At 57.9% G+C, this 18123-nt stretch carries 18 protein-coding genes and 1 tRNA gene; 15 read left to right on the top strand and 4 right to left on the bottom strand.

The features are described 5' to 3' along the window. Positions 1-64 precede the first annotated feature (64 nt). The 3 genes from VJU77_01075 to VJU77_01065 are packed head-to-tail and all read left to right on the top strand — an operon-like array spanning position 65 to position 3394. A complete protein-coding gene (locus VJU77_01075; GenBank protein HKP01927.1) occupies positions 65-355 on the top strand; it encodes a hypothetical protein in 291 nt (96 codons plus the stop codon). Continuing rightward, entirely contained in the window at positions 352-711 is a 360-nt protein-coding gene (locus tag VJU77_01070; GenBank protein ID HKP01926.1) for a hypothetical protein, read from the top strand. Before VJU77_01075 ends, VJU77_01070 begins: the two co-directional genes overlap by 4 nt. Further along, on the top strand, positions 704-3394 hold the full coding sequence (locus VJU77_01065) for a hypothetical protein (GenBank protein HKP01925.1): 2691 nt from the start codon (positions 704-706) through the stop codon (positions 3392-3394). Before VJU77_01070 ends, VJU77_01065 begins: the two co-directional genes overlap by 8 nt. Here the strand turns inward: VJU77_01065 and VJU77_01060 are convergent. Further along, entirely contained in the window at positions 3391-7632 is a 4242-nt protein-coding gene (locus VJU77_01060; protein ID HKP01924.1) for a hypothetical protein, read from the bottom strand. The genes VJU77_01065 and VJU77_01060 overlap by 4 nt on opposite strands. A 74-nt stretch (positions 7633-7706) precedes the next feature. Here VJU77_01060 and VJU77_01055 point away from each other — a divergent pair, with 74 nt between their 5' ends. The 10 genes from VJU77_01055 (at position 7707) to VJU77_01010 (ending at position 15001) form a co-directional block, all read left to right on the top strand. After that, complete coding sequence (locus VJU77_01055) at positions 7707-8132, top strand: hypothetical protein (GenBank protein ID HKP01923.1); 426 nt, start codon at positions 7707-7709, stop codon at positions 8130-8132. 7 nt (positions 8133-8139) lie between these two features. Further along, positions 8140-8943 carry a hypothetical protein gene (locus VJU77_01050; protein ID HKP01922.1) on the top strand — a complete coding sequence of 268 codons (804 nt, stop codon included), beginning with the start codon at positions 8140-8142 and terminating at the stop codon, positions 8941-8943. A gap of 37 nt (positions 8944-8980) precedes the next feature. Next, positions 8981-10078 (top strand): hypothetical protein, encoded by a 1098-nt coding sequence (locus VJU77_01045; GenBank protein HKP01921.1) that lies wholly within the window; start codon positions 8981-8983, stop codon positions 10076-10078. A gap of 3 nt (positions 10079-10081) precedes the next feature. Next, entirely contained in the window at positions 10082-10750 is a 669-nt protein-coding gene (locus VJU77_01040) for a hypothetical protein (GenBank protein HKP01920.1), read from the top strand. Beyond that, entirely contained in the window at positions 10734-11627 is an 894-nt protein-coding gene (locus tag VJU77_01035) for a hypothetical protein (GenBank protein ID HKP01919.1), read from the top strand. The genes VJU77_01040 and VJU77_01035 overlap by 17 nt, the downstream gene beginning before the upstream one ends. Then, a complete protein-coding gene (locus VJU77_01030) occupies positions 11624-12685 on the top strand; it encodes a TrbI/VirB10 family protein (GenBank protein HKP01918.1) in 1062 nt (353 codons plus the stop codon). Before VJU77_01035 ends, VJU77_01030 begins: the two co-directional genes overlap by 4 nt. Beyond that, positions 12682-13236 carry a hypothetical protein gene (locus tag VJU77_01025; protein HKP01917.1) on the top strand — a complete coding sequence of 185 codons (555 nt, stop codon included), beginning with the start codon at positions 12682-12684 and terminating at the stop codon, positions 13234-13236. The genes VJU77_01030 and VJU77_01025 overlap by 4 nt, the downstream gene beginning before the upstream one ends. Positions 13237-13253: 17 nt before the next feature. Beyond that, positions 13254-13475, top strand: a complete 222-nt coding sequence (locus tag VJU77_01020; GenBank protein ID HKP01916.1) for a hypothetical protein — start codon at positions 13254-13256, stop codon at positions 13473-13475. A gap of 9 nt (positions 13476-13484) precedes the next feature. Further along, complete coding sequence (locus VJU77_01015; protein HKP01915.1) at positions 13485-13886, top strand: hypothetical protein; 402 nt, start codon at positions 13485-13487, stop codon at positions 13884-13886. A gap of 200 nt (positions 13887-14086) precedes the next feature. Further along, the gene (locus tag VJU77_01010) at positions 14087-15001 is read left to right on the top strand and encodes a hypothetical protein (protein ID HKP01914.1); all 915 of its coding nucleotides are present in this window, start codon (positions 14087-14089) and stop codon (positions 14999-15001) included. An 867-nt stretch (positions 15002-15868) separates the two neighbouring features. Here the strand turns inward: VJU77_01010 and VJU77_01005 are convergent. Together VJU77_01005 and VJU77_01000 are read right to left on the bottom strand one after the other, a co-directional pair. Next, a complete protein-coding gene (locus VJU77_01005) occupies positions 15869-16573 on the bottom strand; it encodes a hypothetical protein (GenBank protein HKP01913.1) in 705 nt (234 codons plus the stop codon). Further along, positions 16570-16839 (bottom strand): hypothetical protein, encoded by a 270-nt coding sequence (locus tag VJU77_01000; GenBank protein ID HKP01912.1) that lies wholly within the window; start codon positions 16837-16839, stop codon positions 16570-16572. The genes VJU77_01005 and VJU77_01000 overlap by 4 nt, the downstream gene beginning before the upstream one ends. Positions 16840-17125: 286 nt before the next feature. Here VJU77_01000 and VJU77_00995 point away from each other — a divergent pair, with 286 nt between their 5' ends. Beyond that, complete coding sequence (locus VJU77_00995) at positions 17126-17629, top strand: hypothetical protein (protein ID HKP01911.1); 504 nt, start codon at positions 17126-17128, stop codon at positions 17627-17629. A gap of 12 nt (positions 17630-17641) precedes the next feature. Next, complete coding sequence (locus VJU77_00990) at positions 17642-17920, top strand: helix-turn-helix transcriptional regulator (protein HKP01910.1); 279 nt, start codon at positions 17642-17644, stop codon at positions 17918-17920. A 103-nt stretch (positions 17921-18023) separates the two neighbouring features. Here VJU77_00990 and VJU77_00985 read toward each other — a convergent pair. Next, positions 18024-18098, bottom strand: a tRNA-Val gene (locus VJU77_00985). Positions 18099-18123: the final 25 nt, after the last annotated feature.

The following is an 18123-nucleotide window of genomic DNA, read 5'->3' as shown; positions in this document are numbered from 1 at the left end:
AGATAGAGAGGTCGCTCTGGCGTTGGAGCAGCATGCGTCTCGCCGCGCGGTAAAACGTCTCCACATGAAAACACTTCTCGCGAAACAGTTTCTTCCCATCGTCGCTCAAGCTTCCGGCGGCGGCCTCGCCCAGGGGGCGAGCAAAGCGATGGGCATCGTCATGCTGATCGGGTTTATCTTCGGCACGATTTGCGTGGTCGGCGGCGGCTTCGCCATTCGGCGCGGCGACACTGATGCTGGCAAGCTGTCCATCATCGGCGGCCTGATCATCGCTGGCGCGCCAATCATCGTGAAAGCACTCTTCACCGCGTTCGGCATCGACAGTTCAACTGTCGACGTTGGCTCCTTCCAGTGAGCAACGTTTCGACACGCGAACTGCGCTTTACGGAAACGAACAGCGCGGACGACTCCGCCGGCAAAACGTGGGGCCTGGAGGGAAACCTCTTCTGGTTCGTGGCCGGCGGAGGGTTCGCGTCCGTCGTGATCCTTCTCCTGCTCTTCAGTATGTGGCGCTGGACACTTCTCAGCGCACTCGTGCCGTCGCTCGTCCCGATCGGCCTCGCGTTGCTTTACGTCTTTGCTTTTCGCCAGGGCAAACCCTCCGGCTACGACACGGACCTGTTTGAACTCTGGTTCAAAGGCCCCGGCTTCGGACCTGAACCTCCGCGCGAGCCAGCACGCTCCTCCTCAAATTCCAACGCCCATGTTTGAATCTGCTCCCAACGGCTACTTCATCCGCGATCTTGTTGTGTTCCAAGGACTGCGCAAAGGCTGCCACATCTCGAAAGGCTTCGTTATCGAGCCCGCTGACCTTAGCGCCGCAGCGCCCGAGCATCTCAATGCGAGTCAGGATCAACTTGCGCTATTGCTCGGCTGCTTGCACGACAAGCTGCGGCTGCAAGTGCAATGGTTCTGCGACTCCGATTATCGCGCGGAGCTGTTGCGCTATCAGGAGCAGACGGAGCGCGCGACCAACATTTGGACGCGTCGCTGCCGCAATGAGCGGTTCGTGCGTTATTGGGAAGCGATGGTCGAACGGCGGCTGCGCCGGCAACGGCTTGTGCTGTATTTCTCGCGCGCGATCGAAACGTCGCCGGCTTTCGCTGCGACAGCCGCAAAACAGCACGCGCACTACAGCGCGTTGCTGGAAGAGATGGCGACGGAGTTCGAGCAACTGCATCAAATGCTGACGAACATTTTCTCCGGCGCGCGAATCACCCCAATGAAGGATGCGGACCATTACCGCCACTGCACGACATTTCTCAATCCGTCGTTAGGCTCGCGTTTCGATTACGACACGATTGAGACGTTCGATCCTCAGCTCTCGGTGCAGGAGAACTGTTGGCACAGTGAGGCCCAAGGTCTCAGCGAGGGGTCCGGCTTTTACATGGACGGGTTTTATCATTCCATGCTCGTGCTAAACCGCTGGCCGAAGATGACGCATCCCGGAATGGTGCATCGGCTGACCGGACTGCCCCTGCTTGATTACAACATCACAGTCAACGTTCGCTCGCTCTCCGCCCGCGCCGAGATTGGTCGAGAAGAGAAAGCGCATGACAGGCTCGCCGGTGACTTCGCGAGTGAAAAACGCCTTTCGCTCCTTACCGCAATGGAGAAAAAGCAAAAGAAGATCGCGGCCTTGATGCAGGGTCACACCCTGCCCTTCAGTGTTGAGTACATCATCCGCGCGTGGGACCAGACGCGCGAAGGACTCTCCGCGAAAACAGCTGCGATCAAGAATGCGATCAATGGAATGAATGGCGCGCAGTATCTCGCGTGTGCTTTGCCGACGACGGCGAAGAAACTTTTCTACCAAAGCTGGCCTGGTCATCCGTGGGGCCGTTATCCGCATCGAAAGCTCTACGCTGAGACGCGCTATCTCGCCGATGTCCTGCCGTTCAGCGCCACTTTCACCGGCCACCTCGAACAAGCCGAAGCATTCTACGAAGGAAATCAGCGAAACTTGGTCGGCGTCACGACGTTTGCCGGATCGAAAGGAAACGAAACACCGCAGCACGCGGTATTGCTCGGAATGAGCGGTGCGGGCAAAAGCGTCACCGTCTGTGATCTGCTTTCACAGACTGAAGCATTTTACGATTACACGGTGATCATCGAGGAAGGGCTCTCGTACGAGATCTACACGCGAACCGTCGAGCCGAACGCGCGTCCGATCATCATTCAGCCGGACGGCGACCTAACGATCAATTATCTTGACACCCACGGCTTGCCGCTAACCGCCGAGCACCTCGCATCCGCGATGGCGCTCGTCGCCAAGATTGCCGGCGTAAGCAGCGACGAAGACAAACAACTTTCACGCGAGGCGCAGATCGCGCGCTACATCATGTTGCTTTACGAAGATGTTTTCGAGGAATGGAGCCGGCGAAACGCCGATCGACTCATCGACATTGCCCGCCAAGCCTGCTTGCTCGGCAAGCTGAAACGCGCGCGGCCAGGTGGAACGACGCTCGATGTATTTGTCGACGTTCGCGATCGACAGCGCGTCAGTCCTGACGCAGTAAGGGAACAACTCGCTGAAATCAGCGAAGACGAAGCGCTGCGTTTCCTAAAGGAGCCGAATACCCGGCGAGAAGTTCGCAACCTCGCCTTCGCCTACTTCACGCCCGGGGAATGCCCGACACATCGCATGCTGCAGGAACTGATTCAGCTCGACGCATCCGATGCAACCGCAGGCGATCTCGCCACACGTTTGGTTCCGTGGTGCGCGGATGGAAACTACGGATGTCTGCTCGATGGAACGAGCAACATTTCGCTCACAGGCAAGATCGCCCATTTCGAACTCGGCTACATTCCCGAAGCCGCCAAACTTTTGCGCGCTGTTGCCGGATTCCTCATCACGAATTACACCCGCCAGCACATCATCACGATGCCGCGCCGACTGCGGAAGCGAAACGTCTACGAAGAAGTTGCGCGGCTGCTCGACATTCCCGGCGGGGAACAGATCGTGAAAGAGAGCTACGCGCAGATGCGGAAATTCAATTGCTGGAACATTTCCATCGTTCAGCAATACGGCCGCTTCAAAGAAAGCCGCATTCGGTCCGCCGTCTTCGGCAATAGCCGACAGTTCTTCCTCATGCGCCAAAACGATCGCGCGGATCTCGACGACATGGCCCGCGACATCGGCCTAACAGAGTTAACCAAACACGCGATCCTTTCCTATCCGCTTCCCGACCAGCAAAGCGGCGACAAATTCGCGGCGTTCACTTATCTGCACAATGACGCGCAGAACCCAATCTGCGGCACCGCGCATAATGTCGCGTCAACCGAGATGCTCTATATTAGCGGCAGCAGCGGGGAGCAGTTTGACAATCGCGCGCGTGATTTGCGTGGTGTACACGATGTGATTTCCGCGATGGAGAATGCCGCGGCTCGCTAGGCAGCAACTGCGTGCGGTTTTGTAGACGACAAGCGTTTGCGGGAACGCAACGAATTCGGGTTCGTCTTCACGCGCTGCGATGACTGTGCGAGCCGACAATCTAGCAGATGCGAACGAATAATAAGGCCCGAAGGAGTCTGTGTCTGAGCCCATCCTCGCACTATTTGTTCCGCGTCAGTAAAGGTAGGTGGAGGCCATCCTCTCTTCTTGCCTTGGACTTCGACAGATTGAAACCAGCCGACTAGGTAAATGCCGTGCGTCCAGTGATTCGGAAGCAGATAGTGTTTCGCGAGCTGCTTCCCTAAAGCGGTCGTGATTTGCGGATGCCAGTCGCCCTTAATTTCGATGATCAAGGTAAGGGGCTCAGCGTTGTGCCGCGAAGAAAGAGCTTCGACTTTGATGTCGAGCTTACTCAGTAGCGTCGCTTGTACTTCACGGTTAAGGACGATTCCGCCGTTCGGTCCAAGATCACGTTTGATCCAGTCGTGTACGATGTTCGAAAGGACGAGCTCGTCTTTTGGTGTTGCAACACCGGTTCGACCGGGCTCATTCCAGAGCGCGTGAAGCTCAGCGCTTTCCGCCATATGCAGCCGGCATTGCAGCCGTTCCAACGAAGCTTCCACCGCTTCGAGTAACTCATCAATAGTGTCGATTGCGACAACACGGAAATCGCGCGCGATTGCGATTATCTGCGCAGGCGTACGGGTGCGCGCGGTCCAAGCCAGGCGCAGCGCATTTTTCACAGCCTCGTTATGGCGCCACTGCATCCACACGCGCTGATCTGGGGGGACGAGATCGGCGAGTGCTCGTAGACTGGCGCACGCTTCCAAAGTGGCGCGTGTCACGAGCGCACCTGTGAGACCGTCGCGTAATCCGGGCATCATGTGGCGCGCTCCGACGTGACCGTGGGCATCATGCCACTCATTGTATTCGACCGCGGGGAATAGCTGCCAAACCCGCGCGCACAATGATGTGAGTTGAGCGGTAGTCAGCGGCTCGTGAAATCTAAAGTCGCGATCAAGATACTCGGAGGCGGCCTCGAAAAAGACGCGCCGGGCGATCGGTGCATTACGCTTCTTAAGGGCCGCCCAGCCACGTTCCCATCGTTCCGGCACAAGCAAGAATAATGCGATCGAAAGCAAAGCTCGTCCTCGAGAATTCAGCGGCGCGAATCCGCCCCTACGTGTGAGCGCGTCATCGAAAAGCGAAATGGCAGATTCACGATCATGCTCCGCGAGAAACGCGAAGACGCGGCGAAGGGCACGCGGTCTCAGTCCACGCGTGAACAGAAACTGCCTGACCACATTGACCAACCGGGAATCCCAACAGTCGAGATAGCGCTCCAAGTCCAGCAAATATCCGTCCCTGCAATTATGTGCGCGCAGCCTGAGGGACAGTCGATCGACCGCAACATCGGGCACCAACTGATAGACCGCGGCAACCGCGACGCGCTGCACCGCACTATTTTGGTCTTCAGGATTGTCGAATGCCACGCGCGGCCAGTTGCGTTCGATTGCCGCGCGCAAGTCGTGATCGCTGTCTATTTCGTCGCGCAATAACGCGATCGCAAAACATGCGGCGCGAGCCCAGTTATTCCATTCTTGCTTCGGCCGTGCGCTATCGTGCCGCTCGATAAGGAACCGCCGCGCGGCAGTGCGAAGACCGTTGCGTTGTCCCTCATCGGCATCGACCCAGCCGGGAGATGTCGTGATGTCACCGTGATCTCTGTGGTGATCTGGCGCTGGATCGGAGTCTTCTCGTTTGAAAGCACGGTCGCAAAATCCCACCCAGACCGTGTCATTCGTCTCTAGTTCTCGCCAGATTGGAACCATCAATTCAGCTCGGCTGTATGTCGGCCAGCGGCGCGAGTTCCGCGCTCGGACACGTTCGATATGCAGCTCCTGTGCGCGACGAAGCCGCCGAACCGTAGTGGCAATATCGAAGCGCCCAGCGGCAGGTAACGCTGCGCGCAGTTCTGGAAATTCCGCATGTCGCGCTTGGATTAAAGCATCACTGCAAGAAGGCAAAGCGTGCCACACCTGACGGGCGCATACCTGCGCCCAGACGGCGCGATGCTGCTGCGCAATCTCTGGCAGTTGTTCAAGCATCCATGCAGCATCTTCAAGCCGGACGAGCGTCATCTCACCCCGGTCAATGTCGTGCGCTTCCGATGCTGGTAACTCCAGCAACAGGCGGATGAGCCTTCGGCGCTTCGCCGGATCGTCGAGGCCACGGAGCGGATTAGGATCTCGGGAACTCCGGTAAGGCAGCGAATGATAGTTGCGCGCGCACACCCGCCAGTAATGGGCTAGTGCTGGGCCGACTTTAGGGTCCTCGAGATTTTCCATCGCCATCTCAAAGGCGCGGGCACCGAGTTCGTTCAGACCAATAAAGTCGTGGCCGATAAATCGCCCACTCTCCATTGCCGCAAGGACTGGTGGCACGTCATCCAGGGTCAAATGTTTGCTGATTCCATGCGCGAAAGAAATCCGCTCTGCTGACGGAGGCCTAAGGAACGGCAGCACGTCGCGCACATTCAAGGCCGCCGGAACGAGTTTAGTAATCGCCAGGTCTCTGAGGTTACCGCGATCATTGTCAGGTAAATCGCCATGCAAGGCTGCGGTCAGACGATCGCGGGAATGCAGACCTGTTATGTCCCACAGAGCGCCGCAGACGGCAGCGAATGCAGGATCGCGCGCCCCGATTCGTTCCCATAACAGCGGCTCCAACTCAGAAACCTTTGCGTCCCCTGCGATGCTTAACGCCATCCGCCGAACGACAGCGTTATGCGTCGGGTCTTCTATGTAAGGCCGAAGCTGCTCCGCTAACCGCGGATGCCTCAGTGTGTGATAGAAAAATCCCGTCCCAGCTTCGTCGAACGCTTCTTGGCGCGCGGCCTTTAGCAGCACGCCGGCGATCGCATGTTCGCGCTGTTCGTCCGTTAAGGGCGAAGCGTCAGCGCGCAGAAGAAGTTCCGGTTCTGTGGAGATCAAATGCTCACACCAGGACGAATTCATCGTAGCAAGCCGCGCTGCCACTTCAGCGAGCTGCGGAGCGACGCGTTCCCGCCCATCAAATGAGACACACAGCAACCGCCGAAGTTGTGTCGGCGCGCAGCCACTTAAGTAATCGGCAGCTAAGTGTTCGGCGAAGGTCTGGTGATCGAAGCCATACCGTTCAGGTCCACGCAAACTGAAAAGCGGAGTATCCAGAGCGGATGCGACGAGTTCGCGAGTGACGGAAAATTTTTCGCCACCGACAGTTTCATAACCACCTGCAATTTCATCAATCGGCAAATCGCCGTTCGCGACATCCTCGGTGTGGCGCGCGATAATGTCTCGCCCACCGAGCATCGTCAAAGAAGCGATTCGTGCTGCAACACGCATGATCTGCGTGGCGGGCGGAGACGGAGTGGGCAAATGCCGCGCGCGCTCATCGTCAAGCTCTCCGCATAACCGCTGGATTGCGCGCGAGAACAACTCGTGATGGCTACTAGGAAATTCGCCGCCTGCACGTGCCTCATCTAACAGGAGTCGCAATGTGATTGGACGAGCGGCCAACCCTTGGACGCGATGTCGTGTGACTTCGCGCCAAAACCATTCGGGATCGACATTACTGAGCTGCGCTGCAAGTTCGACATCCTTCCACCGCAGCGGACAAAGCTCGAACAGAACTGACGCGGCATCCTCTCGCCATAATGACGCCAGTGCTTGGCCGTCAGCGTGGTGCCATTCAGCCGCGCGGCAAACGAGAATGACCTTCACCCTGGCGAGTGGCTGCTCTTTGAGCGAATCGACCAAATCGAGCACGAGAACAGAAAGGCGACGCAATGCCTCATCTACTCCATCAAGCAACAGGCGAACGTCACCGCCGTCGGTTATAGTAGATGTCCAAGCTGCTGACTCGATAGTGCGTCGCCGTAGCTCTTCCGGCGAATGCAATAGTCGCCCGGTAAGCTTGATTAGTCGTTCGTTAGGCTGCAACCATTCCGTCGCTTTCGCGGCGAGTTCGTCAACCTCGATCGTTTTTCCAATGCCGGGCTGTCCGGAAAGCACCAGGCAGGGGCGGGTCAGGAGGTCGCGGAGCTGGTGGACGTGGGGATTTAGCGCGCGACCAAGTTCATCCTCGGGATCATCAAGGAAGCCGCGTCCGTCGTGACCAGCAGACAGTCGAGCGGTCGGTGATGCCCAGTGGCGACGCCACGGCACGACCTGACCGGCGATCAGTCGACGAACCATCGATCAAGGTACTCGCGCATCGCTCCCGCGCTAGAGCAGCCCTGTTTCACGCAGCGGATAAAAACGATCGCGTAATGAAAAACGCGACACTTCTTCTTTCACTTCTCCTTTGCGCACTGCTAACGAGCTGCGCGGGAATTAGTCCGACGCGCGTTGTCGGGGACACCGTCGCTGCAGCCGGCGGCGCATTCATCGGCAACAAACTCAGCAACGGAAATCCGCTGATCACTACGGCAGCAGCCGGCGGCGGTGTGCTTCTCAGTGAAACGCTCCAGGCGCAGAGCAACGCCTCGTCGCGCAAGGCCTACGATGCCGGTTATGACAAAGCACGGAGCGACTCCGCAAAGCAACAGTTCCAGACGCTCAACGATCGTCAGCGGTTTGGTCCGCAAGGCGATGACCGCATGCACGTGCGCTCAGTCGAAGTACCGCTCCCGGAACGCGAGGAGAACGGAGTCATTCTCGCGCCGAGCACCGCAACCATTCGAATTCAGGAGTAAATCGCCCATGAAACTCATCGCCTCACTCGCAGCATTACTGATTACCGCGCCAACTCTGCCGGCGCAGGTCGTCGTCATCGATCCGACCGCGATTGCTCACGAACAGGCCAATCACGCAGCCGATCTCGCCAAGTATGTGGAGATGGTTAACAACCAGCTCACGCAGATCAACACGCTGACGCAGCAGCTTCAGCAGATCCAGGCTTACGTGAAAGCGTTCGGCAATCCCGAGCAGCTTCTCCACATCGCCGGCGCGGACCAACTGATCGGCAGTCTGCAACAGACGGGTGTCGGTCAAACGCTAACGCAGTTGCAGCGGACAGCGAATGGGATTCAGGCGCTGCAATACAACGCCAACGGACTTTACACGAGCTTGGGTCCGTCCTTCACGACACCGGGCGGCGCGCAGATCCCGCGCATCGAGCAGCTCTACAGAAAGTACGGCGCGATCCAGCAGGATTCGCGGAATTTTCAGTCCGTCACCAGTGACGTACTGCAACGGCGCGAAAACCTGCGCAACAACATCGCCACCACGACAACGAAGCTCCAGGCGTCAACCACAGACGCGGAAACGCAAAAACTGACCGGCGTGCTTGTCGGCTACAACGCGGAGCTGGCCACAGTTGACCACGAGATCGACAACGCGACCGGTCAGGTGCTGACGCAGGACGCAGAGAACCGCGCCGATCGCGAGCGCGAAGAACAGGCGCGGCGGGAAGAGCGCCAAGCACAAGTGGAAGAGAGCGTTCGCCGCTACGGCGAAGTGTTCCGACTCGAAGACACGCCGGCTCAATTTCCCACAGATCGATAACGGAACCGCCTAACGAGCAAAAAACAGCGGCGCAACCATGAACGATTTCAACACCCTGTTTCCGAATTTCCTCAGCCAGTGCGCGGAGATGAATCGCGTGCTGATGCCAATTGCGTTCGTCCTCCTGGCGATCGGTGTTGTGTCCTCGACCGTCACCGGCCACCGCAGCCCGAGCGCCTACCTGCGGACTATCGGTCGCACCTTCGCCATTGCCGCGGCCCTCTCATATCTGCCGACCTGGTCCAACGAAGCGGCAACGGTCGTCGACACCACGGTAAGGGAAACGCTCCACGCTGATCCCGCCGGTGTATTCGACCAGTACAAGAAGACGCTTGCGATCAACAAAGGCCCTGGCGCTTCGAGTTCCGGCTCGAAGTCGTGGTGGGATCTGCTCGATGCGCAGGCGCTGTTCGAGATGTTCATCTCCGGCGTAATGTGGCTGCTCGGATTTCTGGCGAGCGTCATCGTTTTCTACGCCTACCTCGTCCAGAAGTTCATCCTCTACGTTGGCTACGCGCTCGCACCGATTTTCATCGGGATGCTCGCCGTGCGAACGCTGCATTCGATCGGCGTTGGATTTCTTCTCGGTTATGTCGGTGTCATCTGCTGGCCGATCGGCTGGGGGGCGGCGTCAATTCTCACATCTGGTCTGATTCAGTTCATGACCGACCAGAGCTTTCTCGCGTCTGGCGGGTTCACGGGGGGCGCTGGTTACGGACTTCAAAACCTGATGGGCCTGGCCGCACTCGCGCTGTGGCTGATCTCAAGCACAATCGCCGCGCCGATTATTCTTCAGAAGGCGATCGCAACCGGTGCGCAGGTCGGACAAGGACTTGTCACGACAGCAACGACTGCGGGCGTCGCGGGCGCCACCGCCGGCGCCGGAGCCGCGGTGGCTTTCGGCGGTGGGGGAGGATTTGCTGGATTGGCTGCCGGTGCCGCAGCTGGTGGAGGAGCGGCTCTGCTGGGAGCTGCCGAAGCATCCACCAGTGGCAGCTCTTATTCGCCGTTGGGAAGCATGGTCGGCTCGATTGGAAGCTCTCGCGGCATCTCGCGTCGGCCGCGGAAGCCAAAGAAGCACGACCCAAGCGGTGATGACGCTGTGCGTGAACTCCTCATGCGCTCACGGAACTAATCCATGGAAACAATCTCTTCTGATCTACGAACAACCACGCCCGCCGCCCAGCGTTCGCGGAATGTGCGGCGCCGTGACGTCGATCCGGTTCGCATCTTCGTCGACAAAGATCGACTGGCGCGATTCTGGTTCCTCGCAGCAGTCGCGGTGTTGATTGGCGCGGCGGTCGAGCGCATTCACCTGGCTCGCACGCTCAAAGAGCGCGAGCGCGTCGTGATTGTCGATCCAGCGGGGACGTTTTTTGTTTCGCCGCTCCTGCAGTTCCAGGAAGCGCGCGAGCTACACGCGGAACAAAGCACCGTCGCGGCCATCGCTTTTCTGGAGCGCAACCCGAAAGGCTTCGATCATCCCGAGCTGCTAAAGCAAATGTTCCTCAAGCAGGCACACGAGAAGGCGCTAGCGGAGTGGTCGGCCGAGGAGCCGGAGTTCAAAGCGAAGGACCTACATCAGAAAGCCGAGATCGCGAAGATCGATTTTCTCGAAACACGCAGCGACGCCGTTCTCACACAAGTCACCGGCCAGCTGATCCGCAGCGGCATCTTTCAAGAACGCGCCTTCAGCGAGGCGGTGCCCTTCACGCTCAAGCTCAAGATGCGGCGCAATCCCAACATGGTCGAGAACGGCCGCTTCCCAACCGCAATCCAAGACTTCAAGTATGAACCGATTCGTTAGGGTGATACTCCTCAGTTTCCCGATCGTCGGCATGAGTGCGCACGCCGTCGAGCCGCGCGTGCAGGACCTCGCGCTCGACGATCACACGGTTTACTCCGTGCCCGTTTCAGGAACGCGCGTTACGACGATCAGTTTCCCATCGCCGATTACTGCAATCGATGGCGCGCTGCTGACCTTGGATGGCAAAACGCCAGGTCTGTTTCAGGTCGCGCATACCAAAGGCACTGCGTTTCTGTCGCTGCGCGCGCTGGCAAAGGATGCGGCAACCAACCTGAACGTGCGATGGAACAATCGGACCTACGCGTTCGAACTGCATGAGAGCACGGACCCCTGGTATTCGGTCGTGCTTCGAACTGGAACGGAGAAATCAACCCGAGCGCCGCGTCCGCTCACGCCGCCGCGGCTGCTCGGTTTGATCGATAAAGCAAAGGCGTTCGGCTTGCTCCAGACGCAGCAACCGGATGCTGTTGCCGATGTTGAGTACGCCGATCATCGCGATAAGCCGCTCATCAGCGATTGCGGCGAGTACGAAGTTCGAGTGACGGAAGCGTTCCGCTTCCCTCAAGACGACGCCATTGTTTTCCACCTCGTCATTGTCAATCGCGGCGACAAACCGCTCGAACACGCGCCCCAAAAACTGGAAGTGCGCGTCGCCGATCGCGTTTTCAATCCTTCAATTACCGATCTCGTGAGCGGGATCGCTCCGCATGAATCCACGATTGGTTATGTGGTTGTGAGCGGCGGACCGAATGGCCGCAACAGCCTTTCCCTGAAGAACGATTTCACCTTTGTCCTCTCGCGCCGCGATCCGGCCGTCGAAATCAACGCGCCAGACGCGAAAGACACAGAGATCGAACCCGCTCCGCTACCGCAATGACACCGCGTCGCTTCCTCAACTTCTTCAAGTCACCAACGGGCGCGCTGACGCTGTTTCTCCTGGGTCTGCTGGTCGTGCTGATCCTCGTAAACAGCCGCCGACCGGCGCAACAACGAGTCTCGTTACTTCCGCAGAAGCTCTTGTCCAAACGCGAGAACGCGCCGCAGCTGCCGGAAACAGTCCGTCGCGACATGGTTCCGTTTGACCCGAAAGATGATCGAAAGGGGGAAACAACACCGCCACCGTCGCCGGCAAAATCGGCGAGTACACCACAGTTGCCGGTGCTGAGCCTCGTTGCTGAAACCCCGGTCGGCGTCACGAAAGCAGCAAAGAAGTTCAGCGAAGACTTCGCACCATTCGGTCGCCTCATTCCCTGCGAACTCGTTATCACGGTTGATTCTTCGTCAATCCAAACACCCATCATCGGGCTCGTTACCGAAGACATTTTTCATCACGGCCAGTTGATCATTCCTGCGGGTACGGAGGTGCATGGAACCGCACAGGTGGACCGCGCGCGTGAACGCATTGCCAGCAACGGACGTTGGACCCTCGTGTGGCAGAACGGCCAGGAGCTGAATGTCTCAGGACTCGCACTCGACCATGAGCTCGATCCCGAGACTGGCACGTGGGGGATCACGGACGGCAGCGCTGGTTTGCGTGGCAAGCTTCTGAAGACTGACAATCTCGCGGAGGTGAAACTATACGTCGCGGCCCTCCTCAGCGGCGCAGCGGACGTATTCACCGACAGACAAATCTCCGCGTTCGGCTCGTTCGCTCTGCCGAGTTTGCAAAACGCGCCACTGAGAGGCGCGCAAGCGGTGCTCGATCGATATGCGCAGCAAATTCTCACCGCGATCGAGCGTGACGGTTTCTACGTGCGCGTGCCCGCGGGTAAACAGTTTTACCTCTACATCACGCAGACAGTCGACGAGGACGACGCGAAGATCGGCGGCACGATGACGGCCGCATTGCATGCCGTTGATGCAACGAGTCCGACGCCGTCGCCAGCGTCTTCCGCGCTGATGCCGATGCGTTCCGAACCTCCTTCCACACCATGAAATATCTAGCTCTACTCCCACTATTCTTTTTGGCCGCGTGCGCATCTCATCCGCGCAAGATCGTAACTTCGCCGGCTCCGGTCGGTACGCCGACAGGCTCCGACGGACTTCGGACTAACGAACAATTGAAGGAGTACCGTCTCGGTCGGTACGTCGATGCGCGTGATCCCTTCGCCATGCACGAAGGTCATCCGCTTTACCGAATCGAGACTAGCGCCCGCTGGGACCTGCGGCCGAACAATGGCGCAACGCTACCTCGTCGGAACACAGTCCAGCCCGTCAGCGTTTCCGCAAACGATGCAGTCCTTGCCGAAGTAAATAAACAGCGCGCCGCAACACGCGCGTTCACGGAGCAAACCGCCGCGCTGAACCAGCGACTAACCGAACTTGGCCACGCAGTCGAGCAGACCCGCGAAGTCGCGAGGCAAAACTTGGAACTGAAACGCGACGTGGCAACTCTGCGCGAGCAGCTGGATTCGCTCGATACAAAGCTTCGCGAACGCAAGCCGCCCACCGCTTCGCCGTCGCCATCACCCGAGGACAAATGGTGATGCCTGGGATTCACAATATGAAAAGCACCGACAACCAACCTGTGATCGTCACCGTGGCGCCGACCACCGTCTCGAGGTACTCGGAAGCGAGCGAGGAGGTCGAGCAACGGCTCGGCGCTTCGCCCGGTCCCGAGTTTCTCATGAGCCTGGCGGTCGAGCACGAGGACGCTCTTGAGCTCGTTGATCTCTTCTGCGGCGAGATCATCGATGCTCTCCATCAACCCGCCGCTGCCATCTAATTAATACATATGAGTCTGAAACGACCAGATAAGAACACCAACGGCAACGGCGCCGCATCGGGTGATGCAGCCGGCGAGCCGAAGTATCGCGACAACGTCGAGATCAATGCCAAGATCGACGCCTACATTCAGGCGAACCCTAAAGAATGGGGCTACATCCAGGGCCTGCCGCGCGAGCGTTTGGAACGAATGCTCGTTCTGCAGCAGGTCAACAAACTCGACCGCCGCGAGCGCATCCGCGCCAGCGTGATGAAACAACTGGAGGCTAATCCGGAGCTGAAAGAGGCCTATAAGAAGCTCGTGAAGAACCTGCCAGCCGAGCAGCAGGAGCGCGCCATGCTCTCAATCGCGTCGCGGACGCTGCGCACCGTCACGCCACGTCAGCAGCAAAGCAAAGGCGCGCGAGTCTAGGCGCCGCGCTGCCAAACGCGAAGACTCCAGACTTGCTCCGGGCGTGCGCCGCTTCGTGCGCCCGGAGACTTCGCGGGCGTTTTCCCGGAGATGATGCCGCTGCTGCGCAACCGTATCGGTGCGCGACCAAACGCTAGTGGGTCGTGATCTTCGCGTTGAGACTCGCGAATCCTAACATTGGGTCGATATGATCGTGAGCCGTGATTTCCCAGTACATTCAAGGCTATCTCATCCCGACACTTGCATCATTCGGAGCGAGCGATGTGCAGATCTCGCTCATTACTTCGGAAATACGGAACCGCTTGGAATCATTGTTGCACCACTGGACTGATTCTGCATTCGTGGGAGCAATGCTTGAAACCGGCATGGAAGAGGCATCGGTCTATGTTCCCGAAACCGCTAACATCCGTATCCGAGCCCTCGTCGTCCTCGGCATTCGAAACAGTGCTCTTGAAGATATGGGATCTACGCGGCCATATCACGAGGACTTCCAAAGCAGCTCATCGCCAATGATTAGCGATGCTGATATGCGCACGATAACTTCACAAGCCGTTTCCTATTTCGAATCCGCTTTTCGCCAAGAGTGTTTCCATGACCTTGCGCGTCGACCGCAACAGGACATCTTCGCATCGCTTGCGCAATCTTATCCGCTCACTTGGAAACTTCTTGGATCAACAAGTACTTTGAATGGCGGGGAACGCCGCGTTCATTCGATAGGTTATCCTCCACCGCGAATCGATTTCACCAACGCGAGGTCGCGTGCCACAGGAACTCACTCCATAGTAGCCAGCGGTATTGATCCACGGCTAGACGACACAATCAGCAGCATCTTGAACGCTGTAAACATCGGGTCCACTGACCTGGTCTTCTTTCCCGCGTTCAAGTGGTTCACTCGGAACACTGAGAAGCTCTTCCGTGTGTTCGAGTTTATCCTGTGCAAGGACGCTCATATTGTGACGCTCAATTACTTCTTTTCACGCAACGTAGTCTGCAAACGCCGTTTCCTTCTTCCACCGTCGCACAACTCTCGCGAGATAGCCGCTCAGATCACTGACAGGCGAGGACTCTGCAAACGACATCGAGAAGCTCTTGCACAGGTGACTGCACCCGGTTAGACCCGCACGCAGGCGACCGCTCTTTCGATTATGTCCCTGCAGTATCAGTGCGCACCACAAACAGAATCGTGCTGATCTCACCGAACCTGACGCGCAATCTTCGCAGGATTACGTCACGTCGCGCTGGATTCTCAAGCCATTTCCGCCAAGTTTCGTTTGCGCAAGCGACGGTTAGAGTTCGTCTGTCTCGCCGTACCGGTTGCGAATGCTTTGATGCTTCTTCGCCCGCAACCTCGGTCCACTCGTGTTGATAAGCGCCAAGAGCCGCCGGATTCCATTTGCGTACACTAATTGTTGCGCGTGCCCAACTCCACCATCTCTCGCGAGTCATTAGATTCCGCCATTCGTAATGCGGGCGAATTTCATACCACCAGAGCTCAACCCAATTATCGCGCCGCAGAACTCCCTGCGCTTCGAGCTTGCGAACAGCGCGCCTGAGAGCCGGTAAACTCAGATGTGTTGCGACAGCGAGGTCTTCTTCCTTCGAAATCCACATTCCTTTCTGATGCAACTGAATGCACCAGTCGATCAACTGACTCCCGACACGCCATGCATTTCCTCGGATGCGATATGGCAGGAAGTAATCTCGGGCTCGATGTATGCGAACGTAATAGTCGTCGCCTCCGACCGTCTTCAATCGCATCGAATTCCCACGCTGCATCCCGGGCTCTTTTCTATCGCCAGTAGCCGCAGAAAACCAGTCTCAAATGACAAGCAACCTTTCTTCAATTCTATCGCTCGCTGCGCGCCGTAAAGGTATTGCTCGCTGCGCTGCGCTCCACCTTGACTGTGCTCGCTCCGCAAATAAGGAGGTCGTTATCGGTTGCCTTCAAGGAGCTATTGCTCTTTCCGAAATTCGATGACGGCTCAGCGTGTAAATGAGATGTCGCGCAGCGCTTTTGCGATTCGCGCTTTCACTCGTTCCAGCTGTTCCTGGGGCACAGGGTGTCCCTCTGCCTCTTCGATCAAGTGATCCAACAGAATTTTGCGACGGCCTCCTTTGCGGCGGGCTGCAAGTGTTTTTCGCGTAAGTTTGCGTTGGAGCTTCGAGCGCGGATCAGCCGTTGTCGTGGAATGCGGGCCGCCAACGAGCAGATCGTAGCGAATGAGCCCAGTGACGTACGCGGAGAACGATGGATAGCCAAGTTCCTGCCATCGCACGTCAACGAGCCTCCAGATATCGAACGGGAAGGTGACACGTTCCGGGACTGCGCTGAGCTGCACGGGCAAATCGTGCCGGCTACGGGTCGCGAGATCTTGCAAGTGATGAATACGCTCGACGAGCTGCACGAGTAGACCCTCGCGTTTCTGTCCCGGGCGATACCGCGCGACCAACTCGCGGTCCACGGCATCCTGCGCGGCCTGCGTGTCACAAGCTATTGCAACCGTGATCTCGTGCTTCGCGTCGGAACGCAGATCGTAACAGACCAGCTCCACGGCATACGGGTTGAAAATCGCGTGGCCGAATTCAGCGCACCGCAGCTTCACTGCCGGAGCGAGCAGGCCAGGAATCGTGATGCTCTTGCGAACTCCTTTGGCCATGGTGATCCCTGTTTCAACCAAACGGTTCATTCTTGTTTAAAGCCCGGGTGATTGGCAAGCCAGGCGTCGAGTCGTTGCAGAGTACATTTCCCCAACGAGAACGGAGAGTCGGACGCGTTTTTGATCTGCGACATGGCCGTTCGGCCGATGCCGGAGAGAACGCATAACTCTGCGCTATTAAACTGACGGTGGGGAAACTTGGCTGCTAAAAAGAGCAGCGCCGCGATCGCTGTTGTCGATGTAAAGGAGCCGTTTTCAACGGCTTCCATTCTGTTTCTGGTGGTTTGTCTGGTCATTGTTCATCCCTCTCGTTTGGCCCGTTGAGGAGAATACGTTCACGTGAACACTTCGACAATCTTTGACCAATGGCCACTTCGCCTATCGAGAGCGAAAACCGGGCACTCGCGGCCCGGCAAGATCGGCGTCGGTTGGCCGCCGCTCAAAACCTGTCAAAAAAAATCGCAGGTCGGGAGAGAACGTCTGACGGACGCCGGAGAACACGAGAGAAAGGCCGGCGCGCCGTTCGCGAAGTCAGCAAAAAACGGGGTGTAGAGCGTTCGTGTCGCGCGAGTTCTGGAGCAAGTGCGCCAGAGCGAGCGCGGCGAGAAACCTCAACGCACTCTGTTTATGACTGAAAATGAATTAAAGAAATTGGTAAACGAAGCGGTATCGCTGCACCGCGCGCTCACGACCTATGGGGAGCGTCTCAAGATCCTCAAAGGCGAGCTTGTTCGTGAAGCTAAACGTCACAAGGAAGATTTTGTTATCACCGATGGCGGCGGGTCCCGCTGGACCGCGACCGGAACCGATGGCTGCATCGCGCGCGTTAACTTTCCTGCGCCGGCGCTTCTCTCGCACATCGCCACCGAAGACGAAACCTTCGACAAAGTTCTGGCTCTCGCGGGTGAATCGCTCGACGACCTGTTCGAGTCGCGCCATTACCTGAAACCATCCGCGGACTTCCGCGACAAAGCCGCGCGTGCTTTGCCGAGGCGCGCTGCGACTCAACTCATCGAGTTGTGTCAGGTCGAGTGCTCACCGCGCGTAAGCTTTGAAACTGCGGAGACGAAAACCAAAGAGCGCTGAGTCGAAATCAACGTGCGCTATAAAAACAACATCGGTCCGCAGGTCCGGCGTCGTCGTTACGCGCTCGGCTGGTCGCAATCCGATTTCGCGACCAAACTGCAAATCGCCGGCTTCGATATCAGCCGGAGCGGCGTTTCAAAAATCGAAGCGCGCCTTTCGTACGTCGACGATAAGACGCTGCTCTACCTCGCAGAAGTCCTGAAGGTGCCAGTGCAGGATCTCTTCCCGCCGCGCACACCAGGCAATCGAATCCGCGAGTTTATGGACAAGCTGGAGACGACACGATTTTGATCGTAACCGCTGCCAAAACAAAAGTGTTACAACGGAGTGTTACAATCGCCTCACGCGCGTCTTCGCTCATCGGAGTAAATCGATGTCGTCGAGGGAGAAAAGGTGGTGCGCGGTAGAGGGTTCGAACCTCTGACCCCTACCGTGTCAAGGTAGTGCTCTACCACTGAGCTAACCGCGCGTCCCCGAATGAGGTTCGGGATTAT

The sequence above is a fragment of the Chthoniobacterales bacterium genome, assembly GCA_035274845.1.
Classification (GTDB): domain Bacteria; phylum Verrucomicrobiota; class Verrucomicrobiia; order Chthoniobacterales; family UBA10450; genus AV80.
This window is presented reverse-complemented; position numbering and strand designations above follow the sequence as displayed.